Below are 26,305 nucleotides of genomic sequence, written 5' to 3'. Positions count from 1 at the left end.
TTTAATTGATTTTATCAACCATGTGGGCAAAAGCCCAGCCCGAGAGGAGATGAAAGATGCCACACAGCTATCGTGTACAGGTCCAGGCGCTGGACCGCGAGGTGCCCCCGTTGCAGTTCGACTGCCAGAATCACGACGACATCTTTGCCATCCTGGCGCTCAGCAAGGGGAAGCTGGCCATGTCGGAGCAGGAACATCAGGCGTTTATCGTCGGGTTGAAGCTGTTTGGCGAAGTCATGATGCAGCATCGCAAAGAGGAGCTGTTCAAGGGGTTTCTCCCCCATTTCAAGCAATTCATGGGGCAACTGAAACGCACCGCCAGGGGAGAGGAGGCGGTGGTCGCCCCTTCCGAGTGACCCCCAGCCCTGACCCCAGGGGCGAGTGGTCCCGCCAGGATGCCTGATGCAAAGGAAACCCCGAGGTTGTGATCCCGGTACTGTCAAAGCGGCGACGGCCCGCTACACTGGCAGCTCGTTTCACGGAGGACCCATGACCCACAAGATCATTCTGGATACCGATCCCGGCATCGACGATGCCATGGCCATTCTGTTTGCCGAGGCGCACCCCGCCATCGAATTGCTCGCCATCACCACTGTGTTTGGCAATGCCACCATCGAAAACGGCACCCGCAACGCCCTCTGGCTCAAGCAAAAATATGGCATGAAGGCGGACGTGGCCCGGGGCGCCGCCGCGCCGCTGCTGCGCGAGCCCGTGGGGCCGACGACGGTGGTGCACGGCCCGAGCGGCTTTGGCGACGTCCAGGCGGGGGAGGTGACCCTCATTCCGGATCCCCGCCCGGCCTGGCAATACATCGTCGAGACGGTGAAGGCCCACCCCGGCGAGATCACGCTAGTGACCATCGGGCCATTGACCAACCTGGCGCTGGCGCTCGAGGCGGCCCCCGAGGTAGCCGCCCTGGTGAAAGAAGTGGTCGTGATGGGCGGCGCCTTTGGCGTCAACGGCCATCGCGGCAACGTGACCCCCTATGCCGAGGCCAATATCCACGACGATCCCGATGCGGCAGACCGGGTCTTCACCGCCCCCTGGCCCCTGGTGATCATCGGGCTCGACGTCACCCAGCAGAGCATCTTCACCGCCGACTATCTGGATGCCCTGCGGGACGATGCGGGGGAGCCGGGCCGCTTCCTGTGGGATGTCAGCCGCTTCTACCTGCGCTTCTATTCCGAGCGCATCGGCATGGCGGGGTGCCATGTGCACGATCCCTCCGCCATCGCCTATGTGATCGATCCTGCGCTGTTCACCCTGCGCAAGGGGCCGGTGCGGGTCATCACCGAGGGGCCCGCCATCGGCCATACCCTGCAAAAGTTTGACGACACCCGCCATCCCCATGACGAGTGGGCCCACTGCCCGGCCCAGCAGGTCGGGGTCGCGGTGCGGGATCAGGCCCTGCTCGCCCTCTATCGGGATACCCTGGTGGCCTGGGGCAAGGGGCGCCGATAAGGCCCGGCAGTGAGTGAAAGCGTGATGGCGGCCGGGTCATGGTGAGGCGCCCCCGGTTATACTGGCGAACATCGGGTTGACGGGAGGAAGACGCAATGGCCTGGTTGTCTCTGTTGGTGGCGATAGCCCTGATCGGGTGGTTGATGACGCTGGGGCGCGGTGCCCTGTTCGAGGTCCGGCTCGCGCCGGGCAAGGTGGTGGTGAAGCGGGGCTCGGTGCCGCCGCGCTTTGTGACCCAGGCGACCCAGATCCTGCACCATGAGCCGGTGCGCGGGCGCATCCTGGGTCTGCGGGACGGCAACGGGGTGAGGCTGGTCTTCTCCCGCTCCATCCCCGAGCCCGTGGCCCAGCGCCTGCGCAACATCTTCCCCTACGGGGATTACCGGGGGCTCTCCCCGAGCCCTGACGGGCGAAAATCACGCTGAGCGGTCGCCGTGGCGGCCCTCATTTCCAGACGCCGGGCCCTGTGCCCGGCGTCTGCGTTTTCAGGGTTTCGCCAGGAGGCCCTGTTGCGGTCAGCGCGGCCCTTGCAGGGGCCTGATCGCCTCGACCAGAAAGTCGATGAAGGCGCGGGTCTGGGGTTTGAGGAAGCGGCCGCCACGAAACACCGCGTGGATCTCGTCCTGGCGATCCTCGTAGGGGGAGGCGAGCCACTCTGGCAGCAGCGGCAGCAGGGTGCCCTCGTCGATGCTTTGCTGCACCATCCAGCTCGACAGCAGCAGCACGCCGCACCCCGCGAGGGCGGCGCAGAGCAGGGGCGTGCCCCCGACCGAGGCGAGGTTGCCCTGCACCGCCACCTTCTCGCGCTCCGTGCCTTGCTGGAAGTACCAGTGCTGGCGCTGGCGCCCATGGCCGCGAATGAGGCAGTTGTGGTGGGCCAGCTCGGCGGGATGAGCAGGTTCGCCATGGCGGGCCAGATAGGCGGGGGAGGCGACCAGCAGCGAGCGGTTGGTGAGCAGATGGCGAGTGTGCAGGCTGCTGTCGGCGGGCTTGCCGATGCGCACCGCCACGTCCACGTTCTCGGCATCGAGATCCACCATGCGGTTGTCCAGCGCAACCTCCAGGCGCACCCCGGGGTAGCGGGCGAGGAAGTCGGGCAGGCGGGGAGAGAGCCAGGATGCGCCGAAGCTCTCGAACACCGAGACCCGCAGCGGCCCCTCTGGCGCCACCGAGAGGGGTTGCAGGGATTGCACCAGCTGATCCGCCTCCTCCAGCAGGGGCAGGGAGCGGGCGAGAAAATAGGCGCCCTGCTCGGTCAGCACCAGTTGGCGGGTGCTGCGCTTGAAGAGCGGGATCCCGAGCTGCTGCTCCAGGGCGTCGATGGCACGGGTCACGGAGGAGGGGGCCTGGTTGAGGGCGCGGGCGGCACGGGAGAAACTGCCCGATTCCACCACCTGGGCCAGGATGCGGATGCGATCCAGCATGGATTCACCTTTGCGATAAACGCAAAACTGTTGCAGGTTATGACGATATTCTAATCAACAATGAAAAAGTGAACAATCAGCTCACCGCCCCATCCGGGGTCCATCACAGGAGTCTTGCCATGTCACACCGTATCCAGCTCGCCAACCAGGTGCCCGCCGCCGTCTCGGCCATGATGGGCCTCGAGTCCTACCTCGGGGGTACCGACATTCCCCTGTCGCTCAAGGAGCTCATCAAGTTGCGCGCCTCCATGATCAACGGCTGCGCCTACTGCATCGAGATGCACGCCGACGTGGCGATGAAGCACGGGGAGAGCGCCCAGCGTCTGCTGGCGCTGGCCGCCTGGCAGGAGTCGCCGCTGTTCGACGCCCGGGAGCGGGCGGTGCTGGCCCTGACCGACGAGGTGACCCTGATCGCCGACAAGGGGCTCACGACGCAGACCTATGAGGCGGCGCTGGCCCAACTGGGGGAAACCCTGCTGGCCCAGTGTCTGGTGCAGGTGGTCACCATCAACGCCTGGAACCGGATCGCCGTGGCGACCCGGATGGAACACGATCACTCCTGACTCCGACTCCGAGGGAGGGAGAGAAAACGATTATCAACGGGCCCGCACAAGGGCCCGTTTTGTTACGAAGTGTGCCCTCTGGTGCCAGGGGTTGCGACCGTTGTCGGGGGGCGGGAAGTTAATCATACATTCGTTTGATTAATTATTTTTTTTATCTTCCCCGAAAAATACCCATCCAGATCAAGGTGTGGAAAAATGACCTGTGAGTCGAAAAGGGGCTGTATGGCTCTTTTTTGATCGCAATGGCGGGTTAAAAACAGACCATATGGATCTTTTTGGTTAATTGGTGGTCACTTTTGGTGGCGCGAGAGATTAACGGAAGATGAATTGCCGCGGTGTAACTTGAATAAATTGGTCATTGTCAAGGGATTAACATCTGATGCCGCTTTCCATCACCTTTTGAACATTTTTGGGATTAATTTTTCATGTTGTTCACATGCCGGTCTGATGCAATAAAATGCTGCATTTTTTTATACCAATAAGCCTTCAAAAGATGAGGACATTGCATGAGACTCTTTGATGTGAAGAGGGGCTTGGGCGCTTTGCTGCTGCTCGCGACCGCCAGCTTGCTGAGTGGCTGCGACATGGCACTGATGAGCCCCAAGGGGCAGGTCGGTATGGAGCAGAAGTCACTGATACTCACCGCACTCGGCTTGATGCTGATCGTGGTGGTGCCCGTGATTGTCATGGCGGTGGCGTTCGCCTACAAATACCGGGCGTCCAACACCAGTGCCACCTATGCGCCGGACTGGGCCCACTCCAACAAGATTGAGGCAGTCGTCTGGACTGTACCCGTCATCATCATCGTCATCCTGGCGGTGATCACCTGGAAAACTTCCCACTCCCTCGACCCCTACAAACCGCTGGAATCGGACGTCAAACCGGTTCAGGTGGATGTCATTTCCCTGGACTGGAAGTGGTTGTTCGTCTATCCAGAGCTGGGCATTGCGTCGGTCAACGAGCTGGCCTTCCCGGTCAACACCCCGGTCAACTTCCGGGTGACCTCCGACACCGTGATGAACTCCTTCTTCATCCCGCAACTGGGCGGCCAGATCTACGCCATGGCCGGCATGCAGACCAAGCTGCACCTGATTGCCAACGAGGCGGGCGAGTACAAGGGCATCTCCGGCGGTTACAGCGGTGCCGGTTTCTCCGGCATGAAGTTCAAGGCCATCGCGACCCAGGACCAAGCCGGTTTCGACGCCTGGGTAGCCAAGGTGAAGGCCTCTTCCAAGGCCCTGAGCACCATGGATGAGTTCAATGCCCTGGCCAAGAAGAGCGAAAACCACCCGGTGGAGTACTTCGCCAGCGCCGATCCCAAGCTGTTCGTCAACATCATCAACAAGTTCATGGGCGGCATGTCCCATGGTGGTCACGCCACCCCGGCTGCGGGCTCCGCGGATCACGAGGGCATGAACCACGAGGCCATGAACCATGACGCCGCCCCGAAAGCGGGTGCCATGGACCACGAAGGGATGAACCATGAGGCCTCGCAAGAGGACGCCATGGAGAACCAGGCCATGAACCATGACGCCCATGCCGGACACATGGCCATGTCGGCCGACAAGAGTGTGAAAGCAGGATCCGAGGAATAATCGATGTTTGGAAAATTGACACTCGAGGCTATTCCGTACCATGAACCCATCATCATGGTCACGATAGCCGGTATCATTCTGGGGGGCCTGGCCATCGCCGGTCTCATCACTTACTACGGCAAGTGGCAATATCTGTGGAAAGAGTGGCTGACCTCGGTCGACCACAAACGCCTCGGTATCATGTATCTCATTCTGGGCATGGTCATGCTGCTGCGTGGCTTTGCCGACGCCGTGCTGATGCGTGGCCAGCAGGTCATCGCCTCCGGGGGTGGCGAAGGCTACCTGAATGCCCATCACTACGACCAGATTTTCACCGCCCACGGCGTCATCATGATCTTCTTCGTGGCCATGCCGCTGGTGATCGGTCTGATGAACATCGTGGTGCCGCTGCAAATCGGTGCCCGTGACGTGGCCTTCCCCTTCCTGAACAACCTGAGCTTCTGGTTCACCGCCGCGGCCGTGGTGCTGATCAACGTCTCCCTCGGGGTCGGTGAATTCGCCCAGACCGGCTGGCTGGCCTATCCGCCCTTGTCGGGGCTGGAGTTCAGTCCCGGGGTCGGGGTCGATTACTGGATATGGAGTCTGCAGATTTCGGGTCTGGGGACCCTGCTGACCGGCGTGAACTTCTTCGCCACCATCATCCGCATGCGTGCCCCTGGCATGACCATGATGCGCCTGCCGGTCTTCACCTGGACCGCCCTGTGTGCCAACATCCTGATCATCGCCTCCTTCCCGATCCTGACCGTCACCATCGCCCTGCTCACCGCAGACCGCTACCTGGGTACCCATTTCTTTACCAATGACATGGGTGGCAACATGATGATGTACATCAACCTGATCTGGGCCTGGGGTCACCCCGAGGTGTACATCCTGGTGCTGCCGGTGTTCGGGATCTTCTCCGAAGTGGTGGCGACCTTCTGCAAGAAGAAGCTGTTCGGTTACACCTCCCTGGTGTGGGCGACCGTGGCGATCACCGTGCTGTCGTTCATCGTCTGGCTGCACCACTTCTTCACCATGGGGTCCGGCGCCAACGTGAATGCCTTCTTCGGCATCACCACCATGATCATCTCCATCCCGACCGGGGTGAAGATCTTCAACTGGCTGTTCACCATGTACCGCGGTCGCATCGAGTTCACCTCCCCCATGCTGTGGACCGTCGGCTTCATCATCACCTTCACCGTGGGTGGCATGACCGGGGTACTGCTCTCCGTGCCGGCCGCCAACTTCGTGCTGCACAACAGCCTGTTCCTCATCGCCCACTTCCACAACGTCATCATCGGCGGCGTGGTGTTCGGCTGCTTCGCCGGTATCACCTACTGGTTCCCGAAAGCGTTCGGCTTCAAGCTGGATGACGTCTGGGGCAAGCGTGCCTTCTGGTGCTGGATCACCGGCTTCTTCGTGGCCTTCATGCCGCTCTACGTGCTGGGCTTCATGGGCATGACCCGTCGTGTCAGCCAGAACATCGATCCCGAGTTCCACGGCTGGCTGGTGGTCGCCGCCTGCGGCGCCGGTCTGATTGCCCTGGGCGTGCTGTGCCAGGTCATCCAGATCGTGGTCAGCATCCGCGACCGCGAGAAGAACCGCGACCTGACCGGCGATCCCTGGGGTGGCCGTACCCTGGAGTGGGCGACGTCCTCTCCGCCGCCGTTCTACAACTTCGCAATCGAGCCGAAGGTCACCGGTCTGGACGCCTTCTGGGAAGCCAAGGCTGACGGCAGCGCTTACAAGAAGCCTGCCCAGTATGCCCCCATCCACATGCCGAAGAACTCCGGTGCCGGTGTCATCATCGCCGCCTTCAGCGTGGTGTTCGGCTTTGCCATGATCTGGCACATCTGGTGGATGGCCATCGCCGGCTTCATCGGCATGATCGCCACCTGGATCATCCACAGCTTCAACGACGATGTGGACTACTACGTACAGGTTGACGAGATCGAGCGCATCGAAGGTCAGCATTTCGACAACATCAACAAGGTGGCTTAATTCCATGGCGACTGACGTACTACATCACTCTCACGGTGCCCATGAGGATGGGCACCACGATGCCGGTGCCACCAAGGTATTCGGTTTCTGGATCTACCTGATGAGTGACTGCATCCTGTTCGCGACCCTGTTCGCGACCTATGCGGTCCTTGTCAACGGCACTGCCGGTGGCCCCACCGGCAAGGACATCTTCGAACTGCCGTTCGTGTTCGCCGAAACCATGCTGCTGCTGCTGAGCTCCATCACCTTCGGGTTCGGCATGCTGGCCATGAACAAGAACAAGGTCGCGGCGGTCAACACCTGGCTGTTCGTCACCTTCCTGCTGGGTGCCGGCTTCATCGCGATGGAAATCTACGAGTTCCATCACCTGATCGTGCACGAGGCGGGCCCGGATCGCAGCGGCTTCCTCTCTGCCTTCTTCACTCTGGTGGGGACCCACGGTATCCACGTGACCAGCGGCCTGGTCTGGATCATCGTGATGATGGTGTCGATCACCAAGAAGGGGCTGACCGAGCGCAACCGCACTCGCCTGATGTGCCTGAGCCTGTTCTGGCACTTCCTCGACGTGGTATGGATCTGCGTCTTCACCGTGGTCTATCTGATGGGGGTCATGTAAATGAGTCATTCCGTTGACAATCACGGCGCCAGCCACGGCAGCGTCAAGTCCTACATGATCGGCTTCGTGCTGTCACTCATCCTGACCGCCGTGCCGTTCTGGATGGTGATGGACGGCTCCGCCTCCCATGCCGTGGTGCTCGGCACCGTGGTGGCCATGGCGGTGGTGCAGATCTTCGTTCACCTGGTCTACTTCCTGCACATGAACACCTCCTCCGAGGAGCGCTGGAACCTGGTGGCACTGGTCTTTACCGTGCTCATCATCGCCATCGTGGTCGTGGGTTCCCTGTGGATCATGTACAACCTCAACATCAACATGATGGTTCACTGAGCGGGTTGATGATGATGAAGCAATACCTGCAAGTGACCAAGCCGGGCATCATCTTCGGCAACCTCATCTCGGTTATCGGGGGATTCCTGCTGGCCTCGAAGGGGAGCCTGGATGTGCCCCTGTTCATCCTGACCATGGTGGGGGTGTCACTGGTGGTGGCCTCCGGTTGCGTGTTCAACAACTACATCGACCGGGACATCGACTGCATCATGGAGCGCACCAAGAACCGCGCCCTGGTGCGGGGGCTCATCGCCCCCGGTGTCTCCCTCTGGTATGCGACGGCGCTGGGCGTTGCGGGCATTGCACTGCTCTACTTTGCGGCCAATCCGTTGGCCGCCTTGCTGGCGGTGCTGGGCTTCCTGGTTTATGTGGGGGTCTACAGCCTCTACATGAAGCGCCACTCGGTCTATGGCACCCTGGTCGGCAGCCTCTCCGGCGCCGCGCCGCCGGTCATCGGCTACTGCGCGGTGAGCGGGCAGTTCGACTCGGGGGCCCTGATCCTGCTGGCGATCTTCAGCCTGTGGCAGATGCCGCACTCCTATGCGATCGCCATCTTCCGCTTCAAGGACTACCAGGCTGCCAACATCCCGGTGCTGCCGGTGGTGAAGGGGATCCCGGTGGCCAAGCTCCACATCACCCTCTACATCCTGGCGTTCATGGTGCCGACCCTGATGCTGTTCCTCGGCGGCTACGCCGGGTACAAGTATCTGGTGGTGGCCACCGCGGTGAGCGTCTGGTGGCTGGGGATGGCGCTGTCGGGCTACAAGGCGGCGGTGGACGACTCCCTCTGGGCGCGCAAGCTGTTCATGTTCTCCATCGTCACCATTACTTGCCTGAGCGTAATGATGTCGGTGGACTTCCAGCCGGACGCAGCGCCTGTATTGGTGAGCATGCTGCCCTGATAGTGTGAACTGCACCCCTGAAATGCATGAAATCCAGAGCCGGGAATCTTCCCGGCTCTGCTATTATGGGCGCCGCCCTGCGAGGGGCATCGCCGATTTTTCGGGGGCGGCCGGGCGCCTGTCACCCCTTTCTTTCTCTCTTCTTTTTGACTCATCGAGGCCCTCATGAATGATTTCACCATGACGAGGGGCGAGCGACGCGCGACCTGGGCGCTCGGCTCCGTCTTCTCGCTGCGCATGCTCGGCATGTTTATGGTGCTGCCGGTGCTGACCACCTACGGCATGTCCCTGGCGGGCACCTCCGAGGCGCTCATCGGGCTTGCCATCGGCATCTACGGCATGACCCAGGCCCTGTTCCAGATCCCCTTCGGCCTGCTCTCCGACAAGGTGGGGCGCAAGCCCCTCATCGTCGGCGGCCTGCTGATGTTTGCTCTTGGCAGCGTCATCGCCGCCCTGAGCGACGCCATCTGGGGGGTCATCGTCGGGCGCGCCCTGCAAGGGAGCGGCGCCATCTCCGCCGCCGTCATGGCGCTCCTGTCGGATCTCACCCGGGAGCAGAATCGCACCAAGGCCATGGCCTTCATCGGGGTGAGCTTTGGCATCACCTTCGCCATCGCCATGGTGACCGGCCCCCTCATCACCCATGCCCTGGGCTTGTCCGGCCTCTTCTGGCTCATCGCCCTGCTGGCCCTGGCCGCCATCGCCATGGTGCTCTGGGTGGTGCCGACCCCGGCGGCCCACCTGCAAAATCGCGAGTCCGCCATGGTGCGAGGCAGCTTTCGTACCGTGCTCACCAACCCTCGCCTGCTCAAACTCAACCTCGGCATCCTCTGCGTCCACACCCTGCTGATGTCGAGCTTCGTGGCCCTGCCGCCCCTGCTGGAACGTGCGGGCCTGCCCCGTGACAGCCAGTGGCAGGCCTATCTGGTCACCATGCTGATCGCCTTCGTGAGCGTGGTGCCCTTCATCATCTATGCCGAGAAGCACCGCCGGATGAAGCGGGTCTTCATCGGGTGCGTGGTGGTGATGCTGGCCGCCGAGCTGGTGCTCTGGCAGAGCGGCCAGCAGTTGTGGGGTCTGCTCGCCGGGTTGCAGCTCTTCTTCATCGGCTTCAACGTGATGGAGGCGCTGCTGCCGTCTCTCATCAGCAAGGAGTCCCCGCCGGGCTACAAGGGCACCGCCATGGGGGTCTACTCCACCAGTCAGTTCCTCGGGGTCGCCATCGGCGGCAGTCTCGGCGGCCTGCTCTACAGCCTGGGGGGCGGCCCCCTGGTGTTTGGCGGTTGTGCCGCCCTGGCCCTTGCCTGGCTCGGGGTGAGCCTCACCATGGCCGAGCCCCCCTATGTGAGCAGCCTGCGCATCGTGCTGCCGGAAGGGGTCGAGGCCACCCCGGCCCTGGAGCAGCGGATCCGCGCCTGCGAGGGGGTGAGCGACGTGCTGCTGGTGCGCGAGGAGCACTCCCTCTACGTGAAGGTGGACAGCAAGCGCCTGACCCGCAGCGATCTGGAGCGGCTGGTCTCTTTGTGATGGCTGGCGGCACAGAGCGCGGGCTGATGGGCGGCTGCTATGCTGAGATCCTCACTCACAGGAGGAACCTCTGATGTCATACGTGGACGGATTCGTGCTCGCCGTGCCGACGGCCAACAAGCAGGCCCTGATCGATCATGCGGAGCAGTTTGACCCCATCTTCCTCGAATACGGCGCCACCCGGGTGCTGGAGTGCTGGGGGGACGACGTGCCCCACGGCAAGCAGACCGACTTTTACCGGGCGGTGGCGGCCAGGGAGGATGAAACCGTGGTCTTCTCCTGGGTGGAGTGGCCGAGCAAGGCGGTGCGGGACGACGCCATGGGCAAGATGATGCAGGACCCCAGGATGGACCCCGCCAATCCCCTGCACCAGACCATGCCGTTTGATGGCGCCCGCATGATCTTCGGAGGCTTCACCACCGTGCTGGAGCTCAAGGGCTGAGACCTGCCATCGGGTCACCCAGGTGGCCGGAGCGCAAGGGCCGATAGCAACACCCAGGCCCGTCAGATGATGAAAAAGCCCGCCAGCCGGCGGGCTTTTTGCTGGGCGTTATCTCATGGTCGCTCTCCATGGGGGACGTTCAGCCCGGGCGCCAGAAGGGCTTGTCCCCGAGAATGGTGGCCCTGTGCATCACCCGGCGGGCCGGCAGGTAGTCGGCATTGGCATAGTGCTGGGTCACCCTGTTGTCCCAGATGGCGATGTCGTTCTCCTGCCAGCGCCAGCGCACCTGAAACTCGGGGCGGGTGATGTGCTCGAACAGAAAGCCGAGCAGGGCCTCGCTCTCTTTGGGGGGCAGCCCGGGCAGCCGGGTGGTGAACCCCTCGTTGACGAACAGGGCCTGACGGCCGCTCACCGGATGGGTGCGGATCACCGGGTGGCGCAGGGGCGGGTGACGGGCCACGGCCGCCTGCCAGCGCTGGCGCGCCTCCTCGCTGTCATCATGGCGATGGGCGGGGAAGGACTTGGTGAAGTCATGCTCGGCTTCCAGCCCTGCCAGCAGGGTTTGCAGGGGCGGGGAGAGGGCCGCCAGCGCCGCGATGCCGCTGGCCCAGAGGGTGTCCCCCCCGGTGGGAGGCAACTGCTTGGCGGCCAGAATGGCCAGTGCCGGGGGCGTCTCGATAAAGGTCACGTCGGTGTGCCAGTTGTCGTTGTCCGGCGGATTGTCGTCGTGGGTATCGAGCACGATGATCTCCTCTGCTTCCTCCGTGTGGGGGTAGACGGGGTGGATGTGCAGATCCCCGAAGCGGTTCGCCAGCGCCCGCTGGGCTCGCGGGGTGATGGGCTGGTTGCGAAAGAACAGCACCTGGTATTTGAGCAGGGCGCGATGGAGCTGCTCGAACTGCCCCTGGCTCAGGGGCTCGGCCAGATTGACGCCGGCGATGACGGCGCCGATGTGGGGGCCGAGGGGGGTAATGGTCAACTTGTCGGTCATGGTCTTGCTCCATGTCTGGGGGCGTGAAGGCCCGATGCCAATAGGAAAGGGAGGCGAAGGATCGCGGTCAGCCTGTGGCTCATTGTCCTTCTCCATGCCAGGGGGTGAGCCTGCGCTGCAGGGCACGCAGGCCCAGTTCCAGTACGAAGGCGATCAGGGCGATCACCAGGATGCCCGCCAGCACCACGTCGGTGGCGAGAAACTCGCCGGCGGATTGCACCATGAAGCCCACCCCCCGGGTGGCGGCGATAAGCTCGGCCGCCACCAGGGTGGACCAGCCCACCCCGAGCCCGATGCGCAGCCCGGTCAGGATGTCCGGCAGGGCGCCGGGCAGGATCACGTGCCAGAGCACCTGAGACCGGGATGCGCCCAGCGCCTGGGCCGCCCGCACTCGCACCGCGTTGGCGCTCTGCACCCCCGCCAGGGTCGCCAGGGCCACGGGGGCGAAGATGGCCAGATAGATGAGCAGCATCTTCGATGTTTCACCGATGCCGAACCAGATCACCATGAGTGGCAGGTAGGCGAGCGGCGGCACCGGGCGGTAGAGCTCGATGAGGGGATCGAGCACGCCGCGCACCGTGGGGGAGAGCCCCATGGCGATGCCCACCGTGATGCCAAAGAACGCCGCGGCAGCGAGCGCCACCAGGATGCGCCCCAAGCTGGCCCCCAGGTGTTGCCACAGGGTGGCATCCATAAAGCCCGTTTGGCCTGCGATGGTGATGAGCTGTGCCAGCACCCGCTGTGGGGGCGGCAGGAACAGGGGATCGACCCAGCCGAAATGGGCCACCAGCCACCAGAGGGCCAGCAGCACGAGCAGGGTGGCGAGGCTCAGGGTCAGACGGCGGGGCAGGGGCCAGCCCGCTGCCCGTGCGTGGGTGAGAGCCCGTTGCCGGGTGAGGGCGAGAGTCATGCGAAGGCCTCCCGCTCTGCGAACACCCGTTCCAGCACGTATTCACGGCGCTCGATGAAGGCCGGATCGGACTTGATGCTGCGGCAGGGCTCCCCGGCGGCGAAGCGGCGACCGAAATCCAGGGTCAGCCGCTCCGTCACCCGCCCGGGGGAGGGGGAGAGCAGCACCAGATCGGTGGCCATGAAGATGGCCTCCTCGATGTCGTGGGTAATGAGCAGCACCTGACGCCGGTGCTCGTGCCACAGGCGCAGCAGCAGAGTCTGCATCTGCTCCCGGGTGAAGGCGTCCAGGGCGCCGAAGGGCTCGTCCAGCAGGAGCAGGCGGGGCTGGGTGGCCAGGGCCCGGGCGATGCCGACCCGCTGGCGCTGGCCGCCGGAGAGCTGCCAGATGGCGCGATCGCCGGCCCCCTCCAGCCCCACCTGACGCAGCAGTGCCTGGGCCTGTTCGGTGCGCTCGGCACTGGGCACGCCCGCCAGCTGCAGGCCGAGGGCCACGTTGTCTCGCACGTTGCGCCAGGGCAGCAGCCCCTCGCTCTGGAACACCACGCCGCGCTCGGCGCCGGGGCCGGTGACCGGCTTGCCCTCAAGGCTTATCTGGCCGTGGTGGCAAGGCTCGAAGCCCGCCACCAGGTTGAGGAGGGTCGTCTTGCCCGAGCCCGAGGGCCCCAGCACCACCATCAGCTCCCCCTCGGACAGGGAGAGGTTGATGTTGTCGAGCACCCGCCTGCCGGCGTACTCGGCGGACACATGAGAGAGCTGCAGCATGGTCGTCTCCTTGGATTTACTGGGCCACGGCTTTCACGAAGCGATCGGTCACGAACTGGCGGTAGTCCGAGGCGGCGTTCGCGACCTTGCCCTGGCTCTCGAGGAAGCGGGCGGTGTCGATGATGGTCTGGTTGACGAGGCGCCCGAGCTCGGCGCTCTGGGCCTTCGCATCGAGGTAGGTGTTGCCCTTCACCAGCGCGGGAACGTCCGCCTCGGGAACGCCGCTCAGCTTGGCCAGCTTGGCGAGGTTGTCCGGCTTGGTGAGCCAGCCGTCGGGGTTGGCCAGGTAGTCGCGCTGGGCGGCCAGGGTGCTGTTCACGAAGGCCTGCACCACCTCGGGGTGGGCCTTGGCAAAGTCCTTGCGCACTACCCAGACGTCCAGGGTTGGGGCTCCCCAGTCACCCACCTGGGCGGAGTCGGTCAGCACCTTGCCCTCCTTGGTGAGCTGGTTGAGGGCGGGGGCCCAGACATAGGCGCCGTCGATGTCGCCCCGCTGCCAGGCGGCGATGATGGCCGGTGGTTGCAGGTTGACGATCTGCAGCGTCGCGGGGTCGACGTTCCAGTGCTTGAGGGCCGCCAGCAGGCTGTAGTGAGTGGTGGAGGTATAGGGCACGGCGATACGCTTGCCCGCGAGATCCTCGGGTTTTGCGAGCCCCTGCTTCACCACCAGGGCCTCGGACTCCCCGAGCTTGGAGGCGAGCAGGAACACCTCGATGGGCAGATTCTGGCTCGCCGCCACCGCCAGGGGGCTGGAGCCGATGTTGCCTATCTGCACGTCGCCGGAGGCGAGCGCCCGTACCACGCTGGCGCCGCTGTCAAACTTGCGCCAATCCACGGTGGCGCCGCTCTCCCTGGCGAAGCTGTTGTCGGCCTGGGCCACCTTGGCGGGTTCGGCGGAGGTCTGGTAGGCCACGGTGACGTCGAGGGCCTGGGCGGACTGGCCGAGCAGCATGGAGGCCGCGAGCCACAGAGAGATGCCTTTTGCTGTCATGATGCACTTCCTTGTTGGGGGTGTTGGAAGCCACATCTTTATCTGAACATCCCCGGGGGCGAAGGAACGAGAAGGGTGTTCTCATGCCGTTTGGTTCTTAGAAAAAGAACGGTAAATCAATGATCTGATTAAGATATGCCAGAAAGTGGATAGCTTGCTCACCCGCCGTCTATCGGGTGGCTGGCGCAAGGGGCCAGCAGGTGCGTGCAGGGGCCAGCCACCAGGGGGGCAGTGACTGGCAGGGGGAAGAGAGGAAAAGGCCTCGCCAGGGTGGCGGGGCCGGGGGATCAGCGCTCCACCAGCGGGGCCGAGCGGTAGCTCCACAGGCCATAGGTGCGCAGGGCGTCCCGGTAGATGCCAAGCAGCTCCTCCGGGCTCGCCTTGGCCAGGGCCGAGAGGGGCTTGTCCGGGTAGGCGACGCTGTCGATGCGGATGTTCGCCGGGCCGCTCTGCCAGCAGGCGATTTCCAGCAGGGTCTGGCCCCGGCGCACATGGCTCGCCGAGCTCACCAGGGTGGCGAACTCAATCTCGTGGCGGGCGAGGGCATAGCCGCTGTAGAGGGCGTTCTCCACCGTGCTGGTGGCGTAGTTCTCCTCGATGATACGGGAGCGGTCGATGCCCTTTTTCGCCAGCCAGTCCGCCATCAGCTTGCCCTCGGTCTGGCGGTTCTGGGGTACGCCGCCGGTGAGGATGACGAGGGCCGCCGGATCGGCCTGGGCCAGGGCGCGGGTGGTCTCGAGGCGTCCCAGCAGGATGTCGTGCATGGAGCCATCGGGATTGAGGGCATAGCCCAGGGTGACGATGGCGCGGCGCCCCTTCTTCTCGCCCCGTCCCTGACGCTCCTTGAGGGGGGTGGCGACTACCCGATCCACGGTATCAAACAGCCGCTGCAAGTCGGCGGCGCGACCGGCATTGAGCTCGCCGACCCGCTTGAGGTAGCCATCGGATTTGGCCTGGTTGCCCTTGAAGCGCTGCCAGGTGGCCAGATAGGTGTTGATGTCCAGATCGTCCGGGGCGGCGGTGAGGGCCTGCTCGAACAGGGCGATGGCCCTGTCCACGTTGCCGTTGTAGATCTGGGCGTTGGCCGCCGAGATGAGCAGATCGGTGCGATAGGGCTCGAGCTGGTGGGCCTCCAGCAGCAGGGTAGTCACCTGCTCCATGTTGCTCGGCATCTTGGCGGTAAAGCCCGCATCGGAGACCCGGGCAGGGGAGTGGAAGATGCGGGCGGCGTCTGCCAGCAGCTGATCCACCACCTGGCGCTTGCTGATGAACTGCTCGTAATTCTGCTCCTTTTGCAGGGAGCGCACCGGGGCGGCCCAGGCATCGGATGAGACAACGAGCGGCAGCGTCAGCAGGCTGGTGAGGGTCAGGGCAATCGCGGTTTTCTTCATCATGGGGCTCCCTGTGGGGTGCGGGGCGCGATGCCGTGGCTCGTCCCCTGAATGCTTTTCCAATAAAAACAGATGCTTGGTTTGCTGCCTACTCTACTCCCTTCCCGATGAAAAAAACGTGAACCGTTCCGGTTATCCCGATGCCCCCCTCAGCGCAGCCCCAGACGTTCCTGCAGGAAGGCCAGCCAGGCCTCCACCTTGGCGGGCAGGTGGCGGCGCTTGGGATAGACGCACCAGATGCCGTGCTCGGGCAGGGCATGGTCTGGCAGGACGGGCACCAGCCGCCCGATGGCGAGATCCCGCGCCACGATGAAGTCCGGCATGTTGCCGATGCCAAGCCCCGCCAGCAGCGCGGTGTGGATGGCATCGCTGTTGTTGACCTCGAAATTGCCCCTGGGGGTGATGGCCACCTCTCCTTCGGGCCCGTGCAGCCGCCACTGGGTGCCGCCGCGAAACAGGGAGTAGAAGAGGCAGTTGTGGCGCTCGAGATCCGCCGGGATGCGGGGCGTGCCGGCCTGCGCCAGGTAGGCGGGGGCGGCGCACAGGGTGCTGAGACAGGGGGCGAGGCGGCGGGCGACCAGGCTCGAATCCTCCAGCTCGCCGATGCGCACCGCCACGTCGAACCCCTCGGCCACCAGATCCTGCCGGGCGTCGCTCATCTCCAGCTGCAACTGCACCTCGGGGTGAAGGGCGAGAAACTCGGGGACAAGGGGGGCGATGTGGCGCCGGCCATAGACCATGGGCACCGTCACCCGCAGCAGGCCGCGGGGGGCCGATTGCAGGGCGCCGATGGCATCTTCCCCGTCGCTGGCCAGGCGCACTGCATGGCGCACCGTCTCGAAGTAACGCTCCCCCGCCTCGGTGAGGGTGAGGGAACGGGTGGTGCGATAGAGGAGCTGGCAGCCGAGGGCCTGCTCGAGCTGGCTCACCTTCTTGCTCAGCACCGACTTGCTGAGGCCGAGCTGACGGGCGGCGCCGGAGAAGGTGCCCGACTCCACCACGGCGACGAAGGCGGGGAGCAGGGCGAAGGCTTCCTGGTTCATGTTGTTCTCGTTATGGAAACAATGTTGTTCCAGGAGGGTAGATTATCCTCAAATCAAAAACAATTTACCCTGCTCGTCAGTTCAACCAAGGAGCAACCCCATGATCCCCCCGCTTGTTGACCGCGGCCCCGGCCGCCCCGCCCTCGGCCAGACACTTGGCCAGACCCTGGGCGCCCTGGCCGCCTTCGCTGCCGGCCTGCTGCTGGCGCTGATGATCGCCCAGAACGGCGCCCTGTCCCGCGCCACCGACCCCTGGCTCGCGAGCTGGCTGGCCCACGGGGTCGGCACCCTGGTGGCCGGGCTCCTGTGGTGGCTCTCCCCAGGGCCCACGACGCCGGAGGCGGCCCCGCCCTGGGCCTGGCTCGGCGGTCTGCCGGGGGCGCTCACCGTGGTGCTGGCGGCCCTCTGCCTCAACTCGCCCCTCGGCATGGCGGGCACCCTGGCCCTGCTGCTGCTCGGCCAGCTGCTGTTTGGGGCCCTGTGCGATGGCCTCGGCTGGCTCGGACTGGCCCGCCGCCGCCCCTCGGGAAAGGACGCGCTCGCCGCCCTGCTGGTGCTGGCCGGCGCCCTGCTTATCGTGCTGCATTAGGAGATACACCATGACCCTCTTGATCCTGCTGGGACTGCTGAACGGCGTGGCGGTGAGCCTGTCGCGCACCCTCAATGGCCGCCTCGCCAGCGCCCGGGGCGCCATGACGGCGTCCCTTGCCAACCATCTGCTCGGCTTCGGGCTGCTCGGCGCCCTGCTCATCCTCAAAGGGGCACCCTGGGAGCGGCTCGCCGGGCTCGATCCCTGGCTGCTGCTCGGCGGGGTGCTGGGGGCGCTGTTCGTCGCCATCAGCAGTTGGGCCATCGGCCGGATCGGCGCCCTGGCCTGCGCCCTGCTCATCGTCACGGGCCAGCTGGCGGGGGGCGCCCTGCTCGATGCCCTGGCCGGACGGCTGGCCGCGAGCGATCTGCTCGGCATCCTGCTGGTGCTGGCGGGGGCTGCGCTGCAACGCTGGCAGGGCGGCAAGTCGCGCTCCCGAGGGTGAGTGATGCGGTGATGGCCTGGGTAAACCGGCAGGGATGACAAGAGCATCGCCCTGCCTGGATGCCAAAGGCGGCCTGCCAGCCGGATCAGGGCCCAGATGAAAAGGAAAAGGCGAAAGAAAGGGAAGGAAGAAACAGGAAGGCAACAGAGAGCAAAGAAAGAGAGGCTGCCTGTAACCCTAGGCCAGCCCAAAAGCAGAACACCGGCGCAAGGCCGGTGTTCTGAACAGCATGGCGGCGGGCCCGGCGGGGCGCGCGGTCAGGGCCGCTTAGGCGTAGAAAGCCTCGACGGTACCCTTGACGGTGATCTGCATGGGGTTGCCGTAGCGATCCTTGGCCTTGGGGGAGGGGATCTTCACCCAACCTTCGCTGATGCAGTACTCCTCGACATTGGTGCGCTCCTTGCCGTTCACGCGAATGCCGATCTCGTGCTCGAAGCACTCTGCCACATGGTGCGGGCTGCGCGGGTTGGCCGCCAGACGGTCGGGCAGGGCAGGTTTGTTGTCGCTCATGGTCATTACCTGTTGTGGATGCAAAGTGCGCCATTGTAGACAATGGCCCCGCCGGGCTCAAGGCAGCGTCTGCGCAGCCTTGAGAATCTGTGATGAGGTCGGTCAGGAGGCGCGCCAGGCCTTGATCCTGCCATAGGTGGTGCCAGCCAGAGTGACAAGAAACATGACGACATAGCTTAAGAGCGGCGGGTCGAAATAGAGATCCTCCGGCAGGCTGCAAAGATAGAGGAAGGCAACCGCCAGAAGCGGTGTCAACAGAAGCTGGATAAGTGTTCTTGTCATGGGGCGATTCACTTATTGGATGCGAAATATGGAGGATCAGGCGCTTGTCGCTAGCCTTTCGCTGCGTTAATCAGCCATGCCAGTTGGTGTGATTCAACGATGGGTCATCTTCTTCCGGCACTCTATTTTGTCACGTGCGTGCTATTTTGCGATTCCGGCCTGACGGGGAGTTGCCTTGTCACTCCGGTAGTTGAGATAACCATGCGACAAACCATTCAGCAGGCATGGAGGCAGACTCTTTATTCAACGCAACGTGGATATCCCAGTTCGTTTCTACCTCCGCGAGTATGGGCATCACGGCATCAATCTCTGCGGGGGCATCTATATCAGCGTATTTGTTCCAGAAAGCCTCACACCAGTGAGCAATGGACTCATGATGGTGAGGTGCACTTTCTGGATGGGCGCCCCATGTCAAAACCTGTTTTACATTGTCTGGCGTAAATGCCAGCTGTATTTCATCGGGCATATTGCTTTACCTGCAACATCTGGTGTGGTGACGATGGTTGATATGTCCAGTGACACGACTCTGTGTAGGGCATGTATTTACACCAAGACATTCGTCGCTCTTTTTGGGGCGCAAGTCGTTTACGCAATGCAGAAAAATAAGGGTCAACACAGTACGCTAGTTTGCGCAGTGGTCCTGCCGCTGCGCCTGTAGAGACTGGTTGTGCATACAGACGAAAACGGGATGGCTCTCTTTTCTCACATAGCCCCAGACCCGGATACCACGCTCCAGCATGGTAAATTTGACACCGGCCTGGCTCGCAATATGAATCGCTTCATCCGTGAAATCTTCAATATCCGGTGCCAGCAATGCCCCTCTGGAGTGAGCCTGGTATGCCAGGACGTCAAGGAACTCCATGGCCCAGAAGTTGCCCCAATATTGGGCCAGTTCTGGTGTATAGCTCTCACCATCTTCTGGAAATGTGGAACCATCCAGATCCGTTCGCCGGTATTGGAAGAACCTGTTGCTCTGATGCAGCAACGCAAAAAGACGATTCCATTTGGAATTGTTCGAAACAGACGTCATGCCTGCCTTGATAACATACTCTTTGACGGGCTCTCTATGTCGAATGTCCATCATTATCCTCCAGATCGAATGACACCTTGCCCGGGAAATCTACGCCGCCCTGTCGTGACACGACCCACTAAAACCAGATATGGGTTTGATAAACGACAGGTGTTGTAGATCACCTGTCAAGCGCCATTTTTATAACGCGGTCAAGCAGTTCTTCATCCTCATAGAGCTCGCGGTACGCGGTGAAAGAGAGGTTGCCCTCATTGTACTGTTTTTCAAAGAATACTTTTAAGCGCCATTCGTCGGGATCTGGCTTGTTGAAATCAAAGTCTATTCCACCGACAGAAGCAGTTCGGTATATATCGACACCAACACCATGAGTACGATAGACCCAATGAGTCCCTGGTATGGTCATGCTTCCCCTATACTTTGGCTCCAATATTTCCTCTGCGGAGGCCAGATGAAAAACACGTACAAGCAGCTCTTCAGCCCACTTCCTTTGTGCATACCATAGCGGAATAAGGTTTTTGATTTTTTCCAGATTGTCCATTTTGCCTTCTCAGATTCTATGTTATGGCGTGTTATATCCAGCGGCGGCAACCTATCTCGCGGTCAACATGCATAACAGAAAATTGTTCTGCGGCAGATTCTGTGTTTGGGATTTGGCTGCAATATTGCCCGACCTGTTGGCAAGATGGGGTGGTCAATCCAGACCAGTGAAGGCTATGAACGTCTTGAATGACAGGCCGACAAGACAGGAGTGATCATGGGAACAACCGCTCATAAAGCTCTTGTTCAAATGGCATGCCAAATGGGCTGGCAGTCACCAGATTCTTGCTGTAGCCATGTTTGTTTCCCTGTGCAATAAACCCCAGTGGCGTACCCTTGACCAACAGGGCGACGGAATGACCGCCAGGCGCCCAACGCAGCTCAATATCGCTTTCGAGGGGTGCATCACCTTCACTACCAGGAACAACAAACTTGAGGATTGCCGGCGGTGCGTTGTTGTCGCAGTACTCATTCAGATGTTCAGGGGATGGTACCGTATTGAGCAGCCAACAGTCCGCTGCAGGGTAATCAGACCCGGAGTCTGTCATGTAGAGCCAGACCGAAGTCCCTTCATCAGCAAGAATGGCCGCCTTATGGGAAACAGGATGTCTTTCAGATAAAAAAAGGGGGTTCATTTTTGATGAGCCTCAGATTGAGAGCATGATCGCACCATCAGATACCAGGTCCTTACCGGGATATCCGAATATGCCTGATGGAAATATATTCATGGCGCAAGGGATTTATACACGACCTGGATTGCGGTGCAAACATGAACATCAACCAGGAAAATTCATATAGCGCCAGTTCACAGCGATATAATTTGTTTTTTTCAAGCATATTGACTGATTTTTTGAGCCTGCCAAATTGATAAAAATGAATCGCTACATGATCCACCAGTTATCAAAAAATTGAAAAGCATCATGGTTAAAGCATGTCTTGTCATTGACTTTCTGTTCTTTTTGGAACCAGAGCCAATATCAATGTTGCAACCGGGCCTAGCAGCAATGAAATAAAAAACCAGGCTAAACCGCTACGATTCTTCCCTTGGGCGAGGACAGCATTGATTAGCATCAATGTCCCCCACCCAACAAAAAACTGCTTGCCGGTTTCAAGGTAGTCTGGGTTCAAAAGATGCTCCTTTTCTTTTATCTACTGAGGTCCGAGTTCAGGCGCCGTTATGAGAAGCCCGACAGGAATGGGTGACCGCTGACACCTAGTAGTTTTCCAGCTCATATGCCAGGGCTGCCGATAACGCTTGTGCCGTCATGGGCACAGCGGCGTCCTGAGGGGTGGGGAATATTGCGAGCGGAATGCCCAGTCTGGACATTTCAGGCAACCACTCGTCCATCAAGTCGTCCAGGCCAATGTTCTCAGGTTTCGCCGTTGACCAAGGACCCGTGGCACATGCGCTGGCGTATTCAGGGTGAGGCCAGATGGCAAATGCTGGCTTGCCACAACCATCAATATCGCCAGACACCCAGCCGTCAGATGCACGCAATCCCCAGGCAGACTCCTGGTCTGCGACGCGTATGATGAAATGCATGACACGCTCTGTCGACGGAAGAGCAAGGACGTTTTGCATTTCCTTTTCAGTGAGTCGGTAGCTCATATTTTCTCAATGGTTAATATAGAACCCGTGGCTGTTTTCAAGTGCCGGTTTTTGGTGAGTGGTGTGCTGCATGGTTTGCCAACAACTGGCTACTACAGAGACATCTCAATGTTGGCAAGCGCCATTTGCTTTTTTGGACCCCAGTTTCATGGAATCGATTGTTTACTCCCCCACCATGCGCAATGTTTTGTTTCAACCCATTGATGACGGATCTTGGCAAAATGCTCAGGTGTGGAGTGTTGATCATAATCAAAACCTGACTCGGCACCACAACATGCACACATCTCAAAAGTGGTGCAATTTGACTCATTCAACACGGTTATATCTGTAAAGCCACAGATTGGACATCTTTCACTTTTCAAGATTACTTCAAGAGTAATTATCCGGAAAGGCGGTAATAATAAAAAGGTGGTCTCATCATCAAAGAAGAACCACCTCTGGTCAATAGGCAGGTGAACTGATTATCCCGCCTGTTTCAAACCGTCCCTGGTCTCAACACATGCATCTGTTTATAAATATCAAGACCGTTTCACCAAACCCGAGTAGTTTTCAATGGCATCAACCAATCGAGTGATGGTGGCATCATCGACAGTGAAATTATGATTCGTATCAAAATAAGAGATCTGAATATTCTCGCTGAGAGGGTAGTGATCTTCTATACCCAGACCACCATATTCATCATGAACACCCTGGATAATCAGCATGGGAGTTTGGAGATGTGCCAGATGCTGATAACGTTCTGGCTCATCCTGCGAATCAGGATGTTTGAAAGGGTAGCCCAGGCAAATTATTTTCTTGAGACCCAGTTCATCGGCGATCAATGATGACACCCGCCCACCTGAAGAGCGTGCAAGCACGATGACACGTTCAGCGATACCCTGGCTGCTGATTGTCTTCTTGAGAAAATCACAACGAGATAACACAGCGTTGTCTTTCCTGTGATACAGATAGGAAAAATACGATGGGTGCAAGATACCATAGAGTACCTGTGCCGCCCGAAGATGTAATCGTTCCAGGCGTTTTGGAAGAAGACGGAGCCGTTTTACCCATTTTCTGAATGAAAAAATGAAGCCGGCCGCTGGATCCTCCCAACGAATGTCGACATTGTTTTTTCTCAATCTGGTCAGCAGGGCCTGGTTCAATGCTTCATCTCTTTGCCAATCGTCGCGGCCGACTAAAAGCAGAATTGGAGTCTTGGTCACACTCAGATCTCGATACGATGGAAAAGTCCCGGCTATGTTGCCGGATTATTGGTCGATATCGAAGCCCTTGCAGTGGTTGAACCTGCATTGAGCGCCATCTTTTTCGAGTCTGGCGCCACAATCCTGGCTAGGCTACCGCCCCTGAGTTCCAGCCCCCAGTCTGCTGCCTGTCATCTGCGAGATAGCAACAATCGCTGTCATGGCCTTCTCCCGAGAGAGGGATTGTCGTTTGGCTATCATAAGGGCTCTGATCGGGGCATGGGAAGAGGGGAGTGAGAAAAATACTATTAGCTTCAATACATTAGTGAGTAATTACTGTTTTAAGCGGGCTGCTGAGTGAGCAGATGTATGAAAAAAGCCCCTTCGCTCCTGCCGTCTCCCGTCGAGCGAAGCGACAACGATGCCGTGATTGGCAACAAGCAGGAAAGCGAAAGGGCGTCGATCTGGCGGGGTGATGCAGTGATTGCAGCTATATTCCTATGGGAGTCGAAAATCAAAAACGTAGACACCCATCTTTTGTGTTCTGGCTATCCAGCGCCTTGCTCAGCAAGGCGGGTGTCCGATATGTCGGTACTTTTGGCTGTGGGCACATGCTCCCGGCCTCACCTGTTTGTCAGTATGTTAATTGGCGTTACCCTGTCGTTTGCTGGCCCTTGTAAAGCGCCTAGTCATATAAGTACCCCAAACTAACAAAGCTTGAATTGAGCCAATAAAGACAAGAGCCTTTATCTTTGACCAAGCTATTCAAGAGAGATGTGAAACCGTATGCGATTATGGGGGAATCACTCGTTGCATGGAGGTCCCAGAAGCTATCGTAACAGTAGCCAAATTGAGAATCCCCGAGATTTATGCTTATTGCTTGTTCAGGGCCATTTCTTGCGATGATATAAAAATCATTGGACATATCATCTTTGGGTATGTCTTGCTCATATCCTTCAGGCAGTATAGATGGATTCGCAGGGATTAATTCTGCTGATGTCGAGATTTTGAAACAATAGTCACTTGCCTCAAAAAGAATGACACCACCGCAGAGTGAATAAAATTCTTTTAAATCATCTGGAATATCCATGTCAGGAATGCCTGAAGGTGGCAATACCTTGCAGTTTTCCATCTTACCAATCCGTTGGATTAACTCTCTCATTCTCTGGCTTCCTGAACTATCACTGCGCTTGACAGTAATTGGATAATTTGTTTGTATTCACTGTGGTTCCTTGTATGTACAAATTTTCACAAAGTCTTGGGTATACGCTGCCTTCGCTTGGATTTGCCGTTTTTTATATATGTAGTCTTTTCATCCAGATACCCTGCAAGGTATCTAGAGAATGATTTTGTACAGTTTGTCGTAGTAATAATCATCAAAGTCAGCAACCGTTTTTAGGGTAAAGGGTGCTGGCAAGGTGAATCGTTTCCAGGTTTCCTTGAAGATCTCGTCACCATCTTCTTGCGCATTCTGATTGATGTTCTCCTTTATTAATATTTTCTTGGTCGAGAAGTTGATGCTCGTCACCCGCTCGACGAGGGGGCCGCGGTTTTCACTCATGTCGTAGCCAATCAATTCGAAACCGGCGTTCTGATATCTGAATTTGTAAGACCAGTAACCATAACGTCCATGGCCATAGTGGATCTGCAAGATCCCTTTCTCTACGGAGACCCAAAGCTCAGGGGCAAAATAGACACCACCATCTTCATTCTCCGAGGAGAAACAGCTTGGATTATCGAGCGCCAGCTCATAGTGATCCCCCTTATTGAACGCGATGATAAGACCTCGCCGATTACGATCCAGCTCACCACGGTATTCGTCAACAATGACATTGCGCTTGTCAGTGCCTTTGATGACGATGACCATATCACTCTGGCCATCCTTGTTTAAATCCCCCTCGATTTTCTCAAAGACAACATATCCCTTGGGGACAAAATCGAGCGGATCTTTGGCTTTCAGAGGGGCGCCTTCGGCTAAAACTTGTGCTTGCAACAGCATTAAAAGCAGGAATAACCCTTTTTTCATCACAATTCCGTTTTCGTATGACTCTATAAATGGTGAATGATGCGTAAGATGGATACCCATGGCAAGCGCTTTGAGCCACGAATGGAGACGAGCCTGCCTGTCCATAGCAATACTCCCAGCATTCCGCCACCGCTCTGGTCTCTCTGCTCCCCCACAGCCTGCTCGAGGCGGCAAGGGGGTAGGCTGGTTCTGGCCGTGGCGTGACGAGCGTTTCTTCGCCCCCTGGCAGGTGATCCGGGTCGCCCCCTTCAAGCTGGAGGCCTACCTCACCGCCCGAGGTGAGGCGGTGATCCTCTCCGATCTCTACTGGGTTTGGCTGCTGGGGTTCTATTGATGCTGATGGGATGGCGGGTGTGGGGAAGGGGCCCTAGGGGATGCGGAGACTGGCGGCCAGGTGATGAAGATAGTCATAACTGTGCCACTGCACGGCACAGAGGGCGAGGAGGGTTGATGCCCCAAAGGCACCTTGATCCCAGTACCGGTGCAATATCCGCAACGCATGCACTATGCAAAGACCCAGACTCACCAGATAAATGAGGGCTAACGCCACTTCAATCAAATCCGATATGCCGTAGGGATCATTCGAATTGTGATAAAGCTGGTCATAGCCAAAGGCGCGAAATCCGAGTCTGATCAGAAACAGGAAAGTGCAGAGAATGGCCAATCGTTTTGTTTTTCGGTTGATATTTGTTATTCCGCCAGGGTCAGATGGAGAAAATACTGGGATACCCGAATTATTGTGGCTTGGCTATGCAATGATGAGCTCAAAAAGGTAGAAATCCTAATTTCCTGATGCCTATAGAGAAAGTAATGGCTGAACGAAGATAAATATTTTTATTATGTTCTGTTATTATTTTTGTGATTCGCTATTCAACACCCTGATATAGGGGCCAATACATGAGTCATACTTTTCTTCTAAGCACATTAAAAGTTCGTTCCCAGATGGTGAAAATACTAAATGAAATGTATAGTCGCTCATGTCTGGCATTTTCATACCAAGACAGTCATTGCCACCATTGTCAGTTAGAATATGTTCCTCTAAAGTATAAAAGCCGGATGGAGACGGTGTGGAGGCGATGTTGTATTTCGATGTTAAAACTTGTTCCGATGCATGAGAATATAAAACGCCATCACCCCTGAAATTACGCCTCTCATAGCAATCAGTT

Annotated in this window: 30 protein-coding genes and 2 pseudogenes; 14 read left to right on the top strand and 18 right to left on the bottom strand. The window is 59.4% G+C overall.

Annotated features, from left to right (window positions below):
- Positions 1-56: 56 nt before the first annotated feature.
- The 3 genes from ACVDHI_RS01465 (at position 57) to ACVDHI_RS01455 (ending at position 1,886) form a co-directional block, all read left to right on the top strand.
- Complete coding sequence (locus ACVDHI_RS01465; RefSeq protein ID WP_045524039.1) at positions 57-356, top strand: DUF3861 domain-containing protein; 300 nt, start codon at positions 57-59, stop codon at positions 354-356.
- 133 nt (positions 357-489) lie between these two features.
- Positions 490-1,461, top strand: coding sequence for a nucleoside hydrolase (locus tag ACVDHI_RS01460; protein ID WP_039039208.1), 972 nt, complete (start codon positions 490-492; stop codon positions 1,459-1,461).
- A gap of 95 nt (positions 1,462-1,556) precedes the next feature.
- Positions 1,557-1,886: a DUF3634 family protein gene (locus ACVDHI_RS01455; RefSeq protein WP_039039207.1), complete on the top strand. Its 330-nt coding sequence runs from the start codon at positions 1,557-1,559 to the stop codon at positions 1,884-1,886.
- A 90-nt stretch (positions 1,887-1,976) separates the two neighbouring features.
- On the opposite strand, the gene ACVDHI_RS01450 is transcribed toward ACVDHI_RS01455, so the two are convergent.
- Positions 1,977-2,885, bottom strand: coding sequence for a LysR family transcriptional regulator (locus ACVDHI_RS01450; RefSeq protein ID WP_039039206.1), 909 nt, complete (start codon positions 2,883-2,885; stop codon positions 1,977-1,979).
- A gap of 119 nt (positions 2,886-3,004) precedes the next feature.
- Between ACVDHI_RS01450 and ACVDHI_RS01445 the strand changes: the two genes are divergently transcribed.
- The 8 genes and pseudogenes from ACVDHI_RS01445 to ACVDHI_RS01410 all read left to right on the top strand — a co-directional run bounded on the left by ACVDHI_RS01445 (position 3,005) and on the right by ACVDHI_RS01410 (position 10,840).
- Complete coding sequence (locus tag ACVDHI_RS01445) at positions 3,005-3,448, top strand: carboxymuconolactone decarboxylase family protein (protein ID WP_010673680.1); 444 nt, start codon at positions 3,005-3,007, stop codon at positions 3,446-3,448.
- Positions 3,449-3,954: 506 nt separating this feature from the next.
- Positions 3,955-5,043, top strand: a complete 1,089-nt coding sequence (gene cyoA / locus ACVDHI_RS01440; protein ID WP_080767819.1) for a cytochrome o ubiquinol oxidase subunit II — start codon at positions 3,955-3,957, stop codon at positions 5,041-5,043.
- 3 nt (positions 5,044-5,046) lie between these two features.
- A complete protein-coding gene (gene cyoB / locus ACVDHI_RS01435; protein WP_041211612.1) occupies positions 5,047-7,023 on the top strand; it encodes a cytochrome o ubiquinol oxidase subunit I in 1,977 nt (658 codons plus the stop codon).
- Positions 6,992-7,639: pseudogene (locus tag ACVDHI_RS01430) on the top strand (cytochrome o ubiquinol oxidase subunit III); the annotation flags it as partial. The gene cyoB and the pseudogene ACVDHI_RS01430, both read left to right, overlap by 32 nt.
- Positions 7,640-7,969 carry a cytochrome o ubiquinol oxidase subunit IV gene (locus ACVDHI_RS01425; protein ID WP_010673684.1) on the top strand — a complete coding sequence of 110 codons (330 nt, stop codon included), beginning with the start codon at positions 7,640-7,642 and terminating at the stop codon, positions 7,967-7,969.
- A gap of 8 nt (positions 7,970-7,977) precedes the next feature.
- Complete coding sequence (cyoE, locus tag ACVDHI_RS01420; RefSeq protein ID WP_010673685.1) at positions 7,978-8,871, top strand: heme o synthase; 894 nt, start codon at positions 7,978-7,980, stop codon at positions 8,869-8,871.
- Between the two features lie 165 nt (positions 8,872-9,036).
- Positions 9,037-10,398 (top strand): MFS transporter, encoded by a 1,362-nt coding sequence (locus ACVDHI_RS01415; RefSeq protein WP_447211598.1) that lies wholly within the window; start codon positions 9,037-9,039, stop codon positions 10,396-10,398.
- 73 nt (positions 10,399-10,471) lie between these two features.
- On the top strand, positions 10,472-10,840 hold the full coding sequence (locus ACVDHI_RS01410; RefSeq protein WP_128344457.1) for a DUF1428 domain-containing protein: 369 nt from the start codon (positions 10,472-10,474) through the stop codon (positions 10,838-10,840).
- Between the two features lie 139 nt (positions 10,841-10,979).
- Here the strand turns inward: ACVDHI_RS01410 and tauD are convergent, their stop codons facing one another.
- The 6 genes from tauD to ACVDHI_RS01380 form a co-directional block, all read right to left on the bottom strand.
- Positions 10,980-11,831: a taurine dioxygenase gene (gene tauD / locus ACVDHI_RS01405; protein WP_043155533.1), complete on the bottom strand. Its 852-nt coding sequence runs from the start codon at positions 11,829-11,831 to the stop codon at positions 10,980-10,982.
- 79 nt (positions 11,832-11,910) lie between these two features.
- Positions 11,911-12,741: a taurine ABC transporter permease TauC gene (tauC, locus tag ACVDHI_RS01400; protein ID WP_447211597.1), complete on the bottom strand. Its 831-nt coding sequence runs from the start codon at positions 12,739-12,741 to the stop codon at positions 11,911-11,913.
- Positions 12,738-13,505 carry a taurine ABC transporter ATP-binding subunit gene (gene tauB / locus ACVDHI_RS01395; protein WP_042014207.1) on the bottom strand — a complete coding sequence of 256 codons (768 nt, stop codon included), beginning with the start codon at positions 13,503-13,505 and terminating at the stop codon, positions 12,738-12,740. Before tauB ends, tauC begins: the two co-directional genes overlap by 4 nt.
- A 16-nt stretch (positions 13,506-13,521) precedes the next feature.
- Positions 13,522-14,496: a taurine ABC transporter substrate-binding protein gene (gene tauA / locus ACVDHI_RS01390; protein WP_042014206.1), complete on the bottom strand. Its 975-nt coding sequence runs from the start codon at positions 14,494-14,496 to the stop codon at positions 13,522-13,524.
- 287 nt (positions 14,497-14,783) lie between these two features.
- Positions 14,784-15,887: a YdcF family protein gene (locus ACVDHI_RS01385; RefSeq protein WP_316286700.1), complete on the bottom strand. Its 1,104-nt coding sequence runs from the start codon at positions 15,885-15,887 to the stop codon at positions 14,784-14,786.
- 149 nt (positions 15,888-16,036) lie between these two features.
- Entirely contained in the window at positions 16,037-16,930 is an 894-nt protein-coding gene (locus ACVDHI_RS01380; protein WP_201888436.1) for a LysR family transcriptional regulator, read from the bottom strand.
- 100 nt (positions 16,931-17,030) lie between these two features.
- On the opposite strand from ACVDHI_RS01380, the gene ACVDHI_RS01375 reads away from it, so the two are divergent.
- A complete protein-coding gene (locus ACVDHI_RS01375; protein WP_324062230.1) occupies positions 17,031-17,519 on the top strand; it encodes a DMT family transporter in 489 nt (162 codons plus the stop codon).
- Between the two features lie 10 nt (positions 17,520-17,529).
- Positions 17,530-17,964 carry a DMT family transporter gene (locus tag ACVDHI_RS01370; protein WP_045524056.1) on the top strand — a complete coding sequence of 145 codons (435 nt, stop codon included), beginning with the start codon at positions 17,530-17,532 and terminating at the stop codon, positions 17,962-17,964.
- A 267-nt stretch (positions 17,965-18,231) separates the two neighbouring features.
- Here the strand turns inward: ACVDHI_RS01370 and ACVDHI_RS01365 are convergent, their stop codons facing one another.
- The 11 genes from ACVDHI_RS01365 to ACVDHI_RS01315 form a co-directional block, all read right to left on the bottom strand.
- Positions 18,232-18,474: a DUF3297 family protein gene (locus ACVDHI_RS01365; RefSeq protein WP_324062228.1), complete on the bottom strand. Its 243-nt coding sequence runs from the start codon at positions 18,472-18,474 to the stop codon at positions 18,232-18,234.
- 102 nt (positions 18,475-18,576) lie between these two features.
- Complete coding sequence (locus ACVDHI_RS01360; RefSeq protein WP_048208021.1) at positions 18,577-18,756, bottom strand: hypothetical protein; 180 nt, start codon at positions 18,754-18,756, stop codon at positions 18,577-18,579.
- 178 nt (positions 18,757-18,934) lie between these two features.
- Positions 18,935-19,222: a hypothetical protein gene (locus ACVDHI_RS01355; RefSeq protein WP_081396122.1), complete on the bottom strand. Its 288-nt coding sequence runs from the start codon at positions 19,220-19,222 to the stop codon at positions 18,935-18,937.
- 156 nt (positions 19,223-19,378) lie between these two features.
- Positions 19,379-19,837: a DUF6678 family protein gene (locus ACVDHI_RS01350; RefSeq protein WP_167825916.1), complete on the bottom strand. Its 459-nt coding sequence runs from the start codon at positions 19,835-19,837 to the stop codon at positions 19,379-19,381.
- A 109-nt stretch (positions 19,838-19,946) separates the two neighbouring features.
- The gene (locus tag ACVDHI_RS01345; protein ID WP_319892781.1) at positions 19,947-20,324 is read right to left on the bottom strand and encodes a DUF6896 domain-containing protein; all 378 of its coding nucleotides are present in this window, start codon (positions 20,322-20,324) and stop codon (positions 19,947-19,949) included.
- A gap of 214 nt (positions 20,325-20,538) precedes the next feature.
- Complete coding sequence (locus tag ACVDHI_RS01340; protein ID WP_447211596.1) at positions 20,539-20,958, bottom strand: hypothetical protein; 420 nt, start codon at positions 20,956-20,958, stop codon at positions 20,539-20,541.
- A 304-nt stretch (positions 20,959-21,262) separates the two neighbouring features.
- Positions 21,263-21,451 carry a hypothetical protein gene (locus ACVDHI_RS01335; RefSeq protein ID WP_048208017.1) on the bottom strand — a complete coding sequence of 63 codons (189 nt, stop codon included), beginning with the start codon at positions 21,449-21,451 and terminating at the stop codon, positions 21,263-21,265.
- Between the two features lie 85 nt (positions 21,452-21,536).
- Positions 21,537-21,932, bottom strand: a complete 396-nt coding sequence (locus ACVDHI_RS01330) for a DUF2750 domain-containing protein (RefSeq protein ID WP_324062226.1) — start codon at positions 21,930-21,932, stop codon at positions 21,537-21,539.
- Positions 21,933-22,450: 518 nt separating this feature from the next.
- The gene (locus ACVDHI_RS01325; protein ID WP_261999606.1) at positions 22,451-23,134 is read right to left on the bottom strand and encodes an alpha/beta family hydrolase; all 684 of its coding nucleotides are present in this window, start codon (positions 23,132-23,134) and stop codon (positions 22,451-22,453) included.
- A 664-nt stretch (positions 23,135-23,798) separates the two neighbouring features.
- Positions 23,799-24,275 carry an SMI1/KNR4 family protein gene (locus tag ACVDHI_RS01320; protein WP_447211595.1) on the bottom strand — a complete coding sequence of 159 codons (477 nt, stop codon included), beginning with the start codon at positions 24,273-24,275 and terminating at the stop codon, positions 23,799-23,801.
- A 174-nt stretch (positions 24,276-24,449) separates the two neighbouring features.
- Positions 24,450-25,139 carry a hypothetical protein gene (locus ACVDHI_RS01315; RefSeq protein ID WP_324062221.1) on the bottom strand — a complete coding sequence of 230 codons (690 nt, stop codon included), beginning with the start codon at positions 25,137-25,139 and terminating at the stop codon, positions 24,450-24,452.
- A 134-nt stretch (positions 25,140-25,273) separates the two neighbouring features.
- On the opposite strand from ACVDHI_RS01315, the pseudogene ACVDHI_RS01310 reads away from it, so the two are divergent.
- Positions 25,274-25,517 (top strand): annotated as a pseudogene (locus tag ACVDHI_RS01310) (metal-dependent hydrolase); the annotation flags it as partial.
- Between the last annotated feature and the right edge of the window lie 788 nt (positions 25,518-26,305).

It is taken from the genome of Aeromonas sp. 25-248 (assembly GCF_053005425.1).
Note: the sequence above shows the minus strand (reverse complement) of the source record. Positions and strands in the feature narration are given on the sequence as shown.

Bases quoted from the DNA above. Each gene is read 5' to 3' on its own strand.
- ACVDHI_RS01410 (WP_128344457.1), top strand. From the start codon at position 10,472: ATGTCATACGTGGACGGATTCGTGCTCGCCGTGCCGACGGCCAACAAG.
- ACVDHI_RS01330 (WP_324062226.1), bottom strand. From the start codon at position 21,932: ATGAGCTACCGACTCACTGAAAAGGAAATGCAAAACGTCCTTGCTCTT.
- ACVDHI_RS01375 (WP_324062230.1), top strand. From the start codon at position 17,031: ATGATCCCCCCGCTTGTTGACCGCGGCCCCGGCCGCCCCGCCCTCGGC.
- tauA (WP_042014206.1), bottom strand. From the start codon at position 14,496: ATGACAGCAAAAGGCATCTCTCTGTGGCTCGCGGCCTCCATGCTGCTC.
- cyoE (WP_010673685.1), top strand. From the start codon at position 7,978: ATGATGATGAAGCAATACCTGCAAGTGACCAAGCCGGGCATCATCTTC.
- ACVDHI_RS01340 (WP_447211596.1), bottom strand. From the start codon at position 20,958: ATGAACCCCCTTTTTTTATCTGAAAGACATCCTGTTTCCCATAAGGCG.
- ACVDHI_RS01455 (WP_039039207.1), top strand. From the start codon at position 1,557: ATGGCCTGGTTGTCTCTGTTGGTGGCGATAGCCCTGATCGGGTGGTTG.
- ACVDHI_RS01320 (WP_447211595.1), bottom strand. From the start codon at position 24,275: ATGAGAGAGTTAATCCAACGGATTGGTAAGATGGAAAACTGCAAGGTA.
- ACVDHI_RS01350 (WP_167825916.1), bottom strand. From the start codon at position 19,837: ATGGACATTCGACATAGAGAGCCCGTCAAAGAGTATGTTATCAAGGCA.
- tauC (WP_447211597.1), bottom strand. From the start codon at position 12,741: ATGACTCTCGCCCTCACCCGGCAACGGGCTCTCACCCACGCACGGGCA.
- ACVDHI_RS01460 (WP_039039208.1), top strand. From the start codon at position 490: ATGACCCACAAGATCATTCTGGATACCGATCCCGGCATCGACGATGCC.
- ACVDHI_RS01385 (WP_316286700.1), bottom strand. From the start codon at position 15,887: ATGAAGAAAACCGCGATTGCCCTGACCCTCACCAGCCTGCTGACGCTG.
- ACVDHI_RS01355 (WP_081396122.1), bottom strand. From the start codon at position 19,222: ATGCCCGATGAAATACAGCTGGCATTTACGCCAGACAATGTAAAACAG.
- tauB (WP_042014207.1), bottom strand. From the start codon at position 13,505: ATGCTGCAGCTCTCTCATGTGTCCGCCGAGTACGCCGGCAGGCGGGTG.
- ACVDHI_RS01415 (WP_447211598.1), top strand. From the start codon at position 9,037: ATGAATGATTTCACCATGACGAGGGGCGAGCGACGCGCGACCTGGGCG.
- cyoB (WP_041211612.1), top strand. From the start codon at position 5,047: ATGTTTGGAAAATTGACACTCGAGGCTATTCCGTACCATGAACCCATC.
- ACVDHI_RS01345 (WP_319892781.1), bottom strand. From the start codon at position 20,324: ATGGACAATCTGGAAAAAATCAAAAACCTTATTCCGCTATGGTATGCA.
- ACVDHI_RS01315 (WP_324062221.1), bottom strand. From the start codon at position 25,139: ATGAAAAAAGGGTTATTCCTGCTTTTAATGCTGTTGCAAGCACAAGTT.
- ACVDHI_RS01425 (WP_010673684.1), top strand. From the start codon at position 7,640: ATGAGTCATTCCGTTGACAATCACGGCGCCAGCCACGGCAGCGTCAAG.
- ACVDHI_RS01445 (WP_010673680.1), top strand. From the start codon at position 3,005: ATGTCACACCGTATCCAGCTCGCCAACCAGGTGCCCGCCGCCGTCTCG.
- tauD (WP_043155533.1), bottom strand. From the start codon at position 11,831: ATGACCGACAAGTTGACCATTACCCCCCTCGGCCCCCACATCGGCGCC.
- ACVDHI_RS01365 (WP_324062228.1), bottom strand. From the start codon at position 18,474: ATGAGCGACAACAAACCTGCCCTGCCCGACCGTCTGGCGGCCAACCCG.
- ACVDHI_RS01450 (WP_039039206.1), bottom strand. From the start codon at position 2,885: ATGCTGGATCGCATCCGCATCCTGGCCCAGGTGGTGGAATCGGGCAGT.
- ACVDHI_RS01360 (WP_048208021.1), bottom strand. From the start codon at position 18,756: ATGACAAGAACACTTATCCAGCTTCTGTTGACACCGCTTCTGGCGGTT.
- ACVDHI_RS01380 (WP_201888436.1), bottom strand. From the start codon at position 16,930: ATGAACCAGGAAGCCTTCGCCCTGCTCCCCGCCTTCGTCGCCGTGGTG.
- cyoA (WP_080767819.1), top strand. From the start codon at position 3,955: ATGAGACTCTTTGATGTGAAGAGGGGCTTGGGCGCTTTGCTGCTGCTC.
- ACVDHI_RS01370 (WP_045524056.1), top strand. From the start codon at position 17,530: ATGACCCTCTTGATCCTGCTGGGACTGCTGAACGGCGTGGCGGTGAGC.
- ACVDHI_RS01465 (WP_045524039.1), top strand. From the start codon at position 57: ATGCCACACAGCTATCGTGTACAGGTCCAGGCGCTGGACCGCGAGGTG.